Annotated in this window: 11 protein-coding genes and 1 tRNA gene; 4 read left to right on the top strand and 8 right to left on the bottom strand. The window is 58.4% G+C overall.

All coding sequences use genetic code 11. The annotated features are described in order from the left end of the window. Positions 1-15: 15 nt before the first annotated feature. Positions 16-450 carry an SRPBCC family protein gene (locus tag Q672_RS32350; protein WP_022986682.1) on the bottom strand — a complete coding sequence of 145 codons (435 nt, stop codon included), beginning with the start codon at positions 448-450 and terminating at the stop codon, positions 16-18. A 408-nt stretch (positions 451-858) separates the two neighbouring features. On the opposite strand from Q672_RS32350, the gene Q672_RS32345 reads away from it, so the two are divergent. Together Q672_RS32345 and Q672_RS32340 are read left to right on the top strand one after the other, a co-directional pair. Then, positions 859-1,881: an AraC family transcriptional regulator gene (locus tag Q672_RS32345; protein WP_031227062.1), complete on the top strand. Its 1,023-nt coding sequence runs from the start codon at positions 859-861 to the stop codon at positions 1,879-1,881. A 78-nt stretch (positions 1,882-1,959) separates the two neighbouring features. Further along, positions 1,960-3,027, top strand: coding sequence for a transporter (locus Q672_RS32340; RefSeq protein WP_022986680.1), 1,068 nt, complete (start codon positions 1,960-1,962; stop codon positions 3,025-3,027). A gap of 136 nt (positions 3,028-3,163) precedes the next feature. Here Q672_RS32340 and Q672_RS32335 read toward each other — a convergent pair. The 7 genes from Q672_RS32335 to Q672_RS32305 all read right to left on the bottom strand — a co-directional run bounded on the left by Q672_RS32335 (position 3,164) and on the right by Q672_RS32305 (position 9,947). Then, positions 3,164-3,239 (bottom strand) — tRNA-Thr (locus Q672_RS32335). A gap of 60 nt (positions 3,240-3,299) precedes the next feature. Continuing rightward, positions 3,300-4,811, bottom strand: a complete 1,512-nt coding sequence (locus Q672_RS32330) for a 4-hydroxyphenylacetate 3-hydroxylase family protein (RefSeq protein ID WP_022986679.1) — start codon at positions 4,809-4,811, stop codon at positions 3,300-3,302. Between the two features lie 218 nt (positions 4,812-5,029). Further along, on the bottom strand, positions 5,030-5,449 hold the full coding sequence (gene msrB / locus Q672_RS32325; RefSeq protein WP_022986678.1) for a peptide-methionine (R)-S-oxide reductase MsrB: 420 nt from the start codon (positions 5,447-5,449) through the stop codon (positions 5,030-5,032). After that, on the bottom strand, positions 5,449-6,075 hold the full coding sequence (msrA, locus tag Q672_RS32320; RefSeq protein WP_031227061.1) for a peptide-methionine (S)-S-oxide reductase MsrA: 627 nt from the start codon (positions 6,073-6,075) through the stop codon (positions 5,449-5,451). Before msrA ends, msrB begins: the two co-directional genes overlap by 1 nt. An 80-nt stretch (positions 6,076-6,155) precedes the next feature. Then, positions 6,156-7,298: a CaiB/BaiF CoA transferase family protein gene (locus Q672_RS32315; RefSeq protein ID WP_022986676.1), complete on the bottom strand. Its 1,143-nt coding sequence runs from the start codon at positions 7,296-7,298 to the stop codon at positions 6,156-6,158. A 29-nt stretch (positions 7,299-7,327) separates the two neighbouring features. Then, complete coding sequence (locus Q672_RS32310) at positions 7,328-7,936, bottom strand: hypothetical protein (protein WP_022986675.1); 609 nt, start codon at positions 7,934-7,936, stop codon at positions 7,328-7,330. A gap of 55 nt (positions 7,937-7,991) precedes the next feature. Beyond that, complete coding sequence (locus Q672_RS32305; RefSeq protein WP_022986674.1) at positions 7,992-9,947, bottom strand: neutral/alkaline non-lysosomal ceramidase N-terminal domain-containing protein; 1,956 nt, start codon at positions 9,945-9,947, stop codon at positions 7,992-7,994. Positions 9,948-10,235: 288 nt separating this feature from the next. Here Q672_RS32305 and Q672_RS32300 point away from each other — a divergent pair, with 288 nt between their 5' ends. Both Q672_RS32300 and Q672_RS32295 read left to right on the top strand, forming a co-directional pair. Further along, a complete protein-coding gene (locus Q672_RS32300) occupies positions 10,236-11,327 on the top strand; it encodes an OmpA family protein (RefSeq protein WP_022986673.1) in 1,092 nt (363 codons plus the stop codon). 24 nt (positions 11,328-11,351) lie between these two features. Further along, positions 11,352-12,776, top strand: coding sequence for a thrombospondin type 3 repeat-containing protein (locus tag Q672_RS32295; RefSeq protein ID WP_022986672.1), 1,425 nt, complete (start codon positions 11,352-11,354; stop codon positions 12,774-12,776). Positions 12,777-12,862 lie beyond the last annotated feature (86 nt).

Here is a 12,862-nt window from a genome sequence, read left to right as displayed (position 1 = left end):
TATCCGGTCAGCCAATCAGAACATGGCCGCGTATTCTGCGGCAAAGCGTGTGTCGAAGCGGTGAATGACCTTGCCCGCAGGCCAGCCTACCAGTGGGGTCAATAGGCCTTCGGTCCATTCTTCCTGATGCACCCGGCAGTTTCCGTTGTCATCATCGAGGAAGGTGAACCGGTGCAGGATGCGGCCCACCGGTGTGTCCAGGCCCCAGGTGATGCGCTCGTTTTCCTTGTATTCGTACACCTTCACGACCACCGGAGCAGGCGGCAGGCCGGGCAGATCTACCACGAACAACAGGAAGGCGCCGCGTCGCCAGTCGCCGTTGAGCAGGCGGGCGTGGCGGACCACAGAGCACCAGTTCTGCCAGTTACTGGCCTCGGCAAACAGTTTGAAGGCTTGTTTGCGTGGTGCGCCGGTGTCGGTGACTTCATCGACAAGATAACGTTTCAGCATGATGCATCCCTGTAGTGGGCCGGGGTTCCAAAGCCCACTAGCTTACCGGGGCTGCCACCGGCATAACAGGCCAATTGTGACAGCAGCGTTGACCTTGTTGGCGGGGTTAGGGAGCCTCTGAATAACGCCTTACGTGCTCAGTCTTTTTGAGGGGGTCCCCTAACTGGGATCGAGATATGTCTATCCATCTGCTCTTCACCTTCAAAGGAAGTGCCGCAACGAGTGCGGGACCAGCCTGGAAGACCCGAAGGGCGCGGCCTGGAGCGCACATCTGCTGCGCCTTGCCTCTAGGCAAGGGAACCACTTACCGTCGAGACAAGACGCAACAGCTGCACGCTCCAGGTCACGCTGAGCATGCAAGGCGTTATTCAGAGGCTCCCCGGCGTCAGGGGATAACGAGGTATGGCCATGACAACAACATTGCTTCCGGCCTCCATTCTGCCGGGTTTGCTGGAAGTGTCCTTGCGCAGCCAGCTGGACATCCAGGCCCTGTTTGAGCGCATCGGGATTGATGCGGAGATTGTGGGTCGCAGTGATTGCTACATCAGTCTGCAACAGCTGGACGAACTGCTCTTCACCGCCTTTACCGAAAGCGAGGATCCCCTGTTTGGCCTGCATGTGGGCGCAGATAACCACTACGGCAACCTGGATTTGCTGGGCACCCTGATGGCCACAGCGGCCACACTGGAGCAGGGACTGGGCATGCTGTTTCGCTACAAGGACCTGATCGTGCCTTATCTCGAATTCGGTATGGAGCTGGCAGGCAAGTCGGTGCGCCTGTCGGTGGTCAGCCGTGAGCCAACGCTGCGATTCACGGCTACCCGCGAACACAACGATCTGGTAGTGGCGACCATGGTGGCCATTGGCCGTTCCTTGATGGCCGGGCAGTTCCCGCTCGACGAAGTGCACTTTCAGCATGCCACGCCGGTGGCGGCCCAGCGGCAGGGGTACCATGCGTTCTTCCAGTGCCCGTTGCACTTTGCTGCCCCGCGTAACGCGATTCAGTTTTCTGCCATGCTACTGGCCGAGCCTCTGCCGAGAGCCTACCCCAAATACCATGAGCGCTTGCGGCGCTCGGCGGACCAACGGCTGACCGGTCTCAGCCGTGCGGGCGGGATCACCGGCCAGGTGCTGACCCAGTTGCGTACCCAGCTGAACGGGGGAGACCTGCACATCGAGGCCGTGGCGGCGGCATTGGCCATGACCCCGCGTACCCTGCAGCGCCGCTTGCTGGAAGAGGGCGCCCGCTTTGTGCAATTGCGGGATCAGGTTCGGCTCGACTTTGCCCGCCAGGCTCTGGCCGCTCCGGAATGCAACCTGCCGGAGCTGGCCCAGCAGTTGGGGTTTGCGGATACCGCCAACTTCTATCATGCCTTCAAGCGGTGGCAGGGCTGCGCGCCAGGCCAGTATCGACGCCAGCTGAAGGGCTGACTGCGACAATTTGCCACATTGGTTTTGTGACGCCGGGCGCTACCCTGTGGCCCGTTTGTCACTCAACGGGGAATACGCATGTCGACGACCTTCACTCGCTACACGCTGGCAGCCGCCATTCTTGGGTCTTCTGGTCTGGCCTGGGGCCATTACGACGGTGGCCGTGCGGATAGCCATGCCCCCATTTCCGTCATGGGCGACCATACCCATGCCAAGGGGGAATGGATGTTGTCCTACCGCTACATGGGTATGGGCATGAGCGGAGCCAAGTCTGGCAGTGACTCGCTGAGCACCGATGAGGCGTTCGACGAGATCCCCGGCATGGGCCCAATGAACATGAAAGCCCTGCCTTACGATATGACCATGGAAATGCACATGGTCGGCGCCATGTATGCGCCCACGGACAACCTGACCCTGCTGGCCATGTTGCCTTACAGCACCAACGAAATGACGACCAAAACCCGTATGACCATGATGATGAACACCATGGAAGACGAGTTCGATACGGAAACGTCCGGTATTGGTGATGTCAGCGTGGGCGGGTTGTACAAGTTCTATGATCAAGGTGGCTACCGTTTGCACCTGAATCTGGTGCTGGGCCTGCCGACAGGGTCTATCGAGGAAGAGGACTACATCCCCATGGCAGGGCAGGAATTGCAGCTGCCATATCCCATGCAGCTGGGCTCTGGCAGTTACGAGGCTCGTCCGGGAATTACCCTGAACAAGCAATACGCCAGCTGGAGCTGGGGCGCCCAGGCCAGCGCCAGAATCGCACTGGATGAGAACGATCAGGGCTACAAACTGGGGTCTCGAAAGTTCCTTACCGCCTGGGCAGCCAAACCGCTCGCGCCCTGGGCATCCGTATCCGTGGCGGCCTACAAGAGCTGGTGGTCGGATATCCATGGTGAAGCGGAAGATCTGACCATTTCCCCGATGATGAACCCCGCTGCAGACCCGGAAGCCAAGGGAGGCCAGCGTCTGGATATCGGTGTTGGCCTGAACCTGCTGGGAAAGAATGGCGCACTGAAAGGGCATCGCCTGGCAATGGAATACAAGGCGCCGGTACAGGAATCCCTGCACGGCATTCAGATGGAAACGGATTACACCTTCACTGTCGGTTGGCAGAAAGCCTTCGGCGGAAAATGATTGTGTTGTCTGGGGGAAACGGGTTTTACCCTGGATCGATATCGCGCCGCGAGCGACGATCCTACGGACTGCCTTGATGGTTTTGCGGTACAAAAAAGCCGCGCCCGGGAGGGCGCGGCTTTTTTTGTGTTCTTAATGGTGCCGGAACGCGGAATCGAACCGCGGACCTACTGATTACGAATCAGTTGCTCTACCGACTGAGCTATCCCGGCATGCCCGGCTTACGGGGCGCGCGCCATTCTAGCAGGACGCCCCGTGCAGGCAAGCAGGAATCACGCTTCCTGTTTGATGCCAGCCAGTTTGCGGGCGTGCCACTTCTTCTTCTCCACCTCCATGCCACGCAAAATCTGAATGCGCTGGGCCTGCGGGCTGCCGGCCCCATGCATGGACTCGGTGAGATAACCCACCGCATTGCGGCCCAGTGTCATGTTCTCGATGAGTCGCAGGATACGCATGCGATCTTCGGTGGGGATGTCGTCACGGCCTTTGAGGAAGCGGCGGATGATGTCGCCGGCTTCTTCATTGTCCAGATCCTGTTCGCTGGGCATGGTGACCATGATGCCGCCAGCAAGATCCTGGGCCAGACGGGAGATTTCGTAGGGGAAGCGGGTCACGTTGTGTTTGCACACATTCGCCAGCATGGTGTCGTTCATGTAGATGCCGCTGGGCATCTTTTTCGCTTCGTGGGAGCTGGCAATACCGGAGGAGTAGATGGTCTCGTTGAGGTGAGTCATCTCCACCAGTTTGTCACGAATGTGGCTGACTTTTTCCAGGCCGTTGTATTCGACGATGGAGGCAGCCGCGCCCACCATGACGTCGCCCAAGCCGGTTTTGCACACGTAGCTTGCGCGGTGGTAGGCGGTAAAGCGGGTGACCAGCTCCTGGGCGAATTCGTATTCGCCATCCATAAATACGTGCTCGTTGGGGATGAAAACGTCATCAAAGTAGACCAGCACTTCCTGGCCGCCGTACTGGGCGTTGCCCTGGTCGATATCGCCGCCTTCCAGGGCGCGGGTGTCGCAGCTCTGACGGCCGTAGATATAGGTGATGCCTTCAGCGTCGCCGGGGATCATCCCGACCACGGCGTAATCCTTGTCGCCTTCAGTCAGGTTCATGGTGGGCAGTACACAGATCCAGTGCTGGTTCCAGCCACCGGTCATGTGGGCTTTTACGCCTTTGACGTAGATGCCCTTGTCGGTGCGTCGGGTCACCCGCATGAACATGTCCGGGTCGGCCTGTTCTGCGGGGCGCTTGCTGCGGTCCCCTTTGGGGTCGGTCATGCCGGCGGCAATCAGGATGTTCTTGCGCTGCGCTTCCTTGAGAAATTCCAGGTAACGCTGGTGGTATTGGGTGCCGTGTTTCTCGTCGATTTCGTAAGTGACCGAGTGCAGCACACTAATGGTGTCCAGGCCAGTGCAACGCTGGAAGCAGGTGCCGGTAATCTGGCCCATGCGACGCTGCATCTTGTTCTTTTTCACCAGGTCCGAGGGCGATTCCACGATGTGCAGAAACCGGTTGACCTGCTGCTCGATCAGCGGTGACCAGGCCGTAGCCAGCTCGGGATCCTCGATGGCCAGGTCATAGCTGGCGCGCAGGGCATTGATGCTCGGCTTGATAATGGGGTGATCGGCGGGTTCGTCGATCAGTTCGCCAAAAAGGAACAGGCGGGTGCCACGGTTACGCAGGCTGGCCAGATAGTCGTCACCGGTCTTGATGACGGGGATACGGTCCCAGCGGTCCTGGGCGGATTCTTCGCGGGTCGGGGCAGGGGTCGCGGCGTTCATGATGCCTCCTGTGATCTTGCCGATATCGGGGCCGGCGGGTGGAGCCGCGGGCCTTTGGAATGACTTGGGGGTCTGAATCCGATGGTATACAGAGTGTAACAGGAGGCAATGACAGATTCGGACGCTGTGCTCTGCGGTCTAGTCAGGGCGGCTGTGGTGCCGGATGGGAGGCAGATGACAGGGGCCATGGGGGAGGCCCCTGCGGAAAGCGGGGTGGGTTATGCCTTGAACGTCATCGAGGCAGAGTTCAGGCAGTAACGCTGGCCTGTGGGTGGAGGACCATCGGGGAACACATGGCCCAGGTGGCCGTCGCACCGGGCGCAGCGGATTTCCACGCGGATCATGCCGTGGCTGGTGTCGCGCAGTTCACAAATATGCTCGTTGTCAAAAGGCGCGTAAAAGCTGGGCCAGCCGGTCCCGGATTCGAATTTGCTGGCCGAACTGAACAGCGGCAGGTCACACAGTTTGCAGTGGTAGACTCCGTCTTCCTTGTTATCGAGCAGGCCGCCACAGAACGGTGGCTCGGTTCCCTGATTGAGCAGGATACGGCGCTCTTCGTCGGTCAGGTTGGCGGCGTTTTGCTGCTTTTCGGCATCGCTCAGCGGGGTCAGGTCATAGCCGCTGGAAGACGTGGCCATCAGGCATCTCCTTTCAGTTTGTCGGGGAAGGACTGGATCAGTTTTTCCACTTTGGGTTGAGCTACCGCACGGATATAACCCTGTTGCGGGTTACGCCGGGCGAAGTTCTGATGGTAGGCCTCGCCCGGGAAAAATGCGTCAAGGGGTTCCAGTGTGGTGACGATGGGGGCGGTGAAAGCCCCGGCGTTGTCCAGCTGCTGGATATAGGCTTCGGCCACCCGTTTTTCTTCGTCATTGGCAGTGAAAATCGAGGAACGGTATTGGGGGCCGCGATCGTTGCCCTGGCGGTCTTTCTGGGTGGGATCGTGCGCCACCGAGAAGAACACCTTCAGCAATTCTCCATAGGAGATGACCGTGCTGTCGTAGTCGATTTCCACCACTTCTGCATGGCCGGAGGTGCCGCTGCACACCGCCTCATAGCTGGCTTTGTCGGGGTCACCACCGGCGTAGCCGGACACCACGGTGTGGACACCTTCAAGGTTCAGGTAGACCGCCTCTACACACCAGAAACAGCCACCGCCGAGAACGGCTTTCTGGCGGCCGTTGGCGGGCAGGTCGATGGCAGCATCGGGGAAGCGTTCGGGGTGGATCGCGAGGGTGGTGCCGGGGATAACCGGGTTGCGCATGCCTGTGTCCTCCATGGGCTCCTGAGAGCCGCCCCGGCGGACCGGGGCGGACTGAGGAGAGCCGGTGGAGCGCAGGACGGTCAGTCCTGTTTTACCGCACCACTGGCGATCAGTTTGTCGATGGCGTCGTCGCTGAAGCCGGCGTTGCGCAGCACGGTAGTGCTGTCGGCACCGGCGGTGTTGGCAGGTTTCACCTCGCCACTGGCACTGCGGGAAAAGCGCGGTGTCGGGGCGGGTTGTACGCTGCCGTTCACAGTGACGAACGAGCCTCTGGCTACGTTATGAGGATGCGAAGGCGCTTCTTCAATGCTCAATACCGGCGCAAAGCACACATCGGTGCCTTCCATGAGCTCACACCACTCATCACGGCTTTTCTGTTTGATGACGTCCGCCAGCTTTTGTTTCATTTCCGGCCACTTGGGCGGGTTCATCTGGTGGCCGAAATCGTCTGCCGGCAGCTCGGCGATGCGACACAGTTCAGCGTAGAACTGGGGCTCGATGCTGCCGATAGAGACGTATTTTCCGTCGGCGGTTTCGTACACTTCGTAGAAGTGGGCGCCGGAGTCCAGCATGTGGGTGCCGCGCTGGTCGGTAAACAGTCCCTGGGATTTGAGCCCGTAGAACATGGCCATGAGCGCGGCCGAGCCTTCGACCATGGAGGTATCTACCACCTGGCCTTCGCCGGAGCGTTGGGCCTCCAGAGCGGCACACACCAGGCCGAACGCCAGCATCATGCCGCCGCCACCGAAGTCGCCCACCAGGTTAAGGGGGATCGCCGGTTTTTCACCGGAGCGCCCCATGGCGTGCAGGGCGCCGGAGAGGGAAATGTAGTTCATGTCGTGACCCGCGGCCTGGGCCAGCGGGCCAGTCTGGCCCCAGCCGGTCATGCGTCCGTAGACCAGTTTCGGGTTGCGGGCCATACACTGTTCCGGGCCAATGCCCAGACGCTCGGTGACGCCGGGGCGGAAGCCCTCGAAAATGCCGTCTGCGGTTTCGCAGAGTGTGAGTACCGTTTCGATGCCTTCCGGGCTTTTCAGGTCCAGTGCCAGGTTCTGGCGGTTGCGGAACAGCACGGTATGGCCGATGGCCGAGTGCGGGTTGCCGCCGGGGCGGTCAACGCGGATGACGGTGGCGCCCATGTCGGCCAGCATCATGCCGCAGAAGGGGCCGGGGCCAATGCCAGCCAGTTCGATAAAGGTCAGTCCGTGTAGAGGGCCTGTCATAGGGGGTATCCATTTGTCAGGAATCAGGATCAGGGAATCAGTTGTTGTTCCCTCAGCGTTTTGCGCAGCGCCTGACACTGGCTTTTGGCAATGGCAACGGTGTTGCTGGCCTCGTGGGTGGTGGCGATACCGGTCCAGATCGGCTTGCCTTGCCCGGAGATCAGCTCGGCTCCGTGCTGCCGCAGTGCATCCGGTATCTCTTCTTTTTCCAGCTTGCCACCAATGCCTACCTGCCAGGTGGGCTGGATGTTGTTGTTGTTCACATCCATGGGGTTGAGCTGGTTACCGGGCTGTGGGGGCTGCGCAGCGTCAATCAGCAGGTGGGTCAGTTCCACCATGAGAACTCTGTCCACTCCCTGCTTTTGCGCCCAGTCAAGGATGCGGTCTTTTCCGCCTTCGTACCATAACGGGATTTCCTGATGGCTGAGCAAAATGGTCAACGAATTGCCGGAAAATATTTCCTTGCAGGTGAGTTCCCAGGTTTCACGGATGTTGCCTTCCGGGGTGCGGGCCACCAGCAGGAGGGTATCGGTAGCGGCGTAGGTTTTGTCGCTGGTGTAGCGGGTGGCTACGTCGGTGGTGCTGGCGCAACCACTGAGCAGAACGGCGGGCAGCAGCACAGATAGCAGGGAACGCATGATGTCTCTCCTCGATCAAGGCGTTCAGTGTAGCAGTGCTGTGCCCGGCTCACAGCTATTGCAGTGCTGCAGACAACCGAACTTTGACCGGGTTGGCAGGCAGATGAACCGCCAGCTTGCACAGGCCGGTGTTGCTACCCTGTGCCGGGAACCAGCGAACCTGATAGCGGTGACCTGACGAGTGTGTCTCTCCGGTATCGAGCAGCTGCAGGGTGCCGCTTTCATCGGTGATGATTTGGTCCTCACAATGGGCGGCCAGCAACGGGGAATTCAGTCTCAGTTGCTCTGGAGGTTCCGCCACCAGCTGCGCTTCCCAGTAGGCGCCTGCCAGTCCGTCATCGGAATGATAGCGGGGCTTGCCAACCCAGGTGCGCTCGGGCAGCGGGGCATCAGTTGGTGCAGGAAAGTACTGTCGTGTACGCAGCCGGAAGTGTTGTTCGGCGGGGATGTCATTGATGTCCTGTTGCTGCATGTCCTGGCTCAGACGGGCGCTCTGGGCCATCAGGAAATCCAGTGTATGGGGACCATAGAGAGTGTGGCCGCCTTCGTAATACTGGTGCTGGTACTCCTGCGGGGTGACGGCATACCCGAAATAGCCGTTGGCGAGGCTTGAGACTTCGACCTTCCATGGCCGGTCGGCTGGCAGGGTCTCCATCACGGCTTCGCGTATGCGGTTACCGCTTTCAAGGGTGATCTCCCAGGGCAGTGGTACCAGTACCAGATCGTTGATCTGGATTACCTGGAGCAATGCCTGATGCGGGAATGCTTGCGCGGGTAACAGCAGCTGCAGTTTGGACAGCATCCATTGTTTGACACCCTGGCAGTGATCGGTGAAGAGCCGCCGGGGCCAGCCTTCCTGAAAATACGGCAGCCATGAGATCGGGAAGACTTCGTCCCCGTTGGCGGCGCCGACCACAGCGGCCCCTGTGATTGCCCGCTCGCACAAGCCAAAGCGTGCGCTATCGGTCTGTTCAAGCAGGTCCAGCTGGCGGCTGGCGGTTTTCGTTATCAGCGTGGGAGAGAGTTCGGGCTCCAGTTGGTGAAAGAGCTGTACAGCATGATTGCCCAGTGCTGTGCCGATGCGTTGTGCCTCTTTATCGCCTCGCAAATCTTCCTGCCAGGCCGGGTTGTTGTCTGCATGGGTCGCCTGGGCGGCGCCATGAATAAAGCCCGGCTGACGATCCACCAGTGCCTGCTCCAGTTGCTGGCTGATCCAGTGCCAGACATCGGCATGGTAGGGAGCGGTAAACGGAGGGATTGCGGTGCCATGAATGGAATAGAGCGAAAGGGCGCCCGCCGGGACAAAATGGTCCCCCTCTCGTTGATCAATCCGCAGCATGGTCATGGTCGGGTTGACGGCCTGCATGGCATCACTGTGTGGGGGCGTCACGAAATTGTTCTGCCAGGCCTCAAGTGAGCGATTGCGGGTATAGCCATACAAATCCGCCTGGCCGGTAGCAAAACGGGCGTCCTTTCGATTGGCATGGGCGGCGATGACGGCATCGGCAATCTGTTGGCTAAGGAACTCAAACAGCGCTGGGTCAAACCCGGGACGGTTACTGCCAAACACATTATAGAAATCGCTACCCAGGTATTGGCCGGGCCCGGAATGGGTGTGTGTGACCAGCAGGCTGAGACGGTCGGCAGTGACCCCGGTGGCTTCAATGAGCTCTGCGACGCGGTGATGCAGGGGCAATGAACCGCTGCCCAGATCCAGTTGCACAATGGCCAGTGGCGCCTGATCCGGGCCCTGCAAGTAGAACGCCCGGGCCTTTAAACGGGTGCGGAAACCATCTGCTTCTCTAGCCCAGGCGGAGTAGCCAAATTTTGGCAATCCCGGTGGCGGGGTGATGTCACGCTCGGCAATGCCTGCCTGGGCCTGGGGCTGTTTCTGATAGGGAAGGTGCTCATTGAGGCTGACGTTAAAAGACGTCACTGGGTAAAAAAGGAAAGGCCAGGCAGCATGCAAAATACCGCCAGACAAAGCCATAAACAGTATACCCAAGAGCATGAATAACCGGCTTTTTTGCACAGATTTTAACCCCTTTGGTTCTTGTGATGTGGGTGTTTGAGATATTAGTTGGTACTATCGTGCAACATTTGTGTCCGTGACACAAGCTTGCGTACGGCGGCGTTTCAAGGTGTTTCGATACGCAAAAAAACATCCAGAAACAGAAAGCACCAACAACGGATTGCACACAACATTTCAGCAACGCAACGCCACGGGATCCCTATTTTTTTTCCGCTCCCAGACTATTCCAATGATTGCACAGATCATTCATACCCAAGGGGGGTAGTCATGAACGGAAGCATTCGATTTACCAGTCTGGCTCTTGGTGTGGCCTTGGCGACCCAGTCGCTGGCTGCCGAAGACAGTCAGGAAACCACCCGCCAGTACGTCGCGCCCATGCTGCACTATCTGGTACTTGATGAGGACCGTGACCTTTCCCGCAACGGTTTGGGTGCAGGCCTTATTTATGGTCGCGAAATTTCTGAGCACTGGTGGTGGGAAACGGAAGGCGCTGGCTATGGCCTGGACTCCGGTCTCGACGGTGATTCTGATTTTTATCAGTACACGGTGACCACCGGTATCGCTTACGCCTTTGGCGACCGCAAGAGCTTCACGCCATTTGTGCTGGCTCAAATCGGTGGTATCTACAACGACGTGATTCCTGACGACGATGATGGCATTGATTTGCATGCCAATGTCGGCTTGGGTGCTGTCACCGGCGAGCTGTTTGATAACGGCCTGAAGCTCCGTTTTGATGCTCGTTACATGTATGACGATTTCGATGGGGCATCAGGTTCCGCGTCAGAGGGTGAAGGTGGTTTCAACGACTGGCGTTTCTCCCTTGGCCTTGAAGTGCCTCTGGGTCGCACCAAGACGGTGGAAGTTGAGAAGGTCGTCTACGAAACCCGTGAAGTCGAGAAGGTTGTCGAGGTGGTCGCGGCCGACAGCGATGGCGATGGGATTGCGGATAATCGTGACAAGTGTCCGAACACCATTGCCGGGGGCAAGGTCGATGGCGACGGTTGCTTGCTCACTAATCAGACCATCACGTTCAACAACATCGGTTTTGAGTTGAACTCCGACAAGATCACGGCGACCTCCCGCCCTGTGCTGGACCGACTGGTCAAAGCACTCTCATCCCAGACTAACTTCGATGTTGAAATCGCAGGCCATACTGATTCAAGCGGTAGTGCCGATTACAACGAAGGTTTGTCTGATCGTCGTGCCAAGGCGGTGCGTCAATATCTGATCGATCAAGGTGTAGCAGCCGAGCGCTTGACCGCTCGAGGCTACGGTGAGGTGGTTCCTGTGGCGAGTAACGAGACCGCATCCGGTCGAGCCATGAACCGTCGTGTTGAATTCCGCGTTAGCGAACAGTAAGGGGATAAGGATATGAACTCGCAAATGAAAATACTGTTTGCCATTTTGCTTTCGGCGATGCTGGGCATGGGCCTGGCGGGCTGTGAAGCTGATGGCGATGGAAGCAGCAATGGTGGCGGTAACAACCCTGTTAACCGTACAAACGACCAAGACAATGATGGTGTGCCGGATGACGTGGACAATTGTCCCGCAATCGCAAACGCCATGCAGGAAGACCAGGACAACGATGGCATCGGTGATGTCTGTGATGACGACCGTGATGGTGATGGTGAAGACAATGACACCGATAACTGTCCGCTGGTAGCCAACCCTAACCAGGAAGACACCGATGGTGACGGTATTGGTGATGCCTGTGACCAGAATAACGATCAGGACGGTGACGGCATCGACGATGGTGAAGACAATTGTCCTACCGTGTTTAATCCTGAGCAGGGTGATGTTGACAACGACGGTATCGGAGATGTCTGTGATGACGACGCCGATGGCGATGGCGTTGATAACACCAACGATAACTGCGTGTACACCGCAAACAACGATCAAGCTGACATTGATACCGACGGTGTTGGTGATGTCTGTGATGATGACCGTGACGGCGACACCATCCTCGACGTCAATGATAACTGCATGAATACCCCCAACACCGATCAGGCTGACCTGGATGTAGACGGTATTGGTGATGTTTGTGACGACGATCGTGATGGCGATGGTGTACCGAATGACACTGACAACTGCCCGTTGGCGGCCAATGCCGACCAGGCTGACAGTGATGGCGATGGCATCGGCGACGTCTGTGATGGCGGTACCGGCAACCCGACTGACACTGACGGCGATGGCATCCCTGATGCGACCGATAATTGCCCGGCAATCCCCAACGCTGATCAGGCCGATGGCGATGGTGACGGCAAAGGTGACGTTTGTGATGATGACGGTTTCACTTGCTCTGCCGGTACTACATACCAGCCGCTGACTAGCGCCAATTACACGGCTGACAGCTCTGTGCTGGGTGTTTGTCTGGGTTGCTCTGTCGATGACGAAGGCAACGCCATTGATGAAAATAATGCCACTTTTGCCCAGATCAACATTGGTGCTGCCCTGGTTTATGGTGGCGGTTATGTGAAAGCGGTAGCCAACGACCCGAATACTGATATCAGTGATAGCGTTGTTGGATTTGTGGTAAGCGATCCTTCATCACAACTGCTCAATCTGGAGCTGCTGGGTAATTTCACCACCATTCGTTTCTTCAACGATGGCGTGGAAGTGGACAGTGCCACCGTTGGCGGCGGCCTGCTGGATCTGGATCTGCTGGGCCTTGGAGCCAGCTCGGATCAGCGTTTCATCGCTGCCCCGGCGTCCAGCCAGGCGTTTGACTCCATCCAGTTGGACTACGCAGGCTTTGTCAACGTAAATAAAGCCTTCCGAGTGCATGATATCTGTGTCGGAACGCCCTGATCGGTAAGATCGATTCAGGAATAGAGGGGCCTTCGGGCCCCTTTTTTTGCCTGTCATATTGTCAGGCTCCAAGCGGGGGCCGGAAT

Source organism: Alcanivorax sp. P2S70 (assembly GCF_000475295.1).
In the GTDB taxonomy this organism is placed as follows: domain Bacteria; phylum Pseudomonadota; class Gammaproteobacteria; order Pseudomonadales; family Alcanivoracaceae; genus Alcanivorax; species Alcanivorax profundi.
The sequence above is the reverse complement of the archived record's forward strand: the minus strand, read 5'-3'. Positions and strand labels throughout refer to the sequence as shown.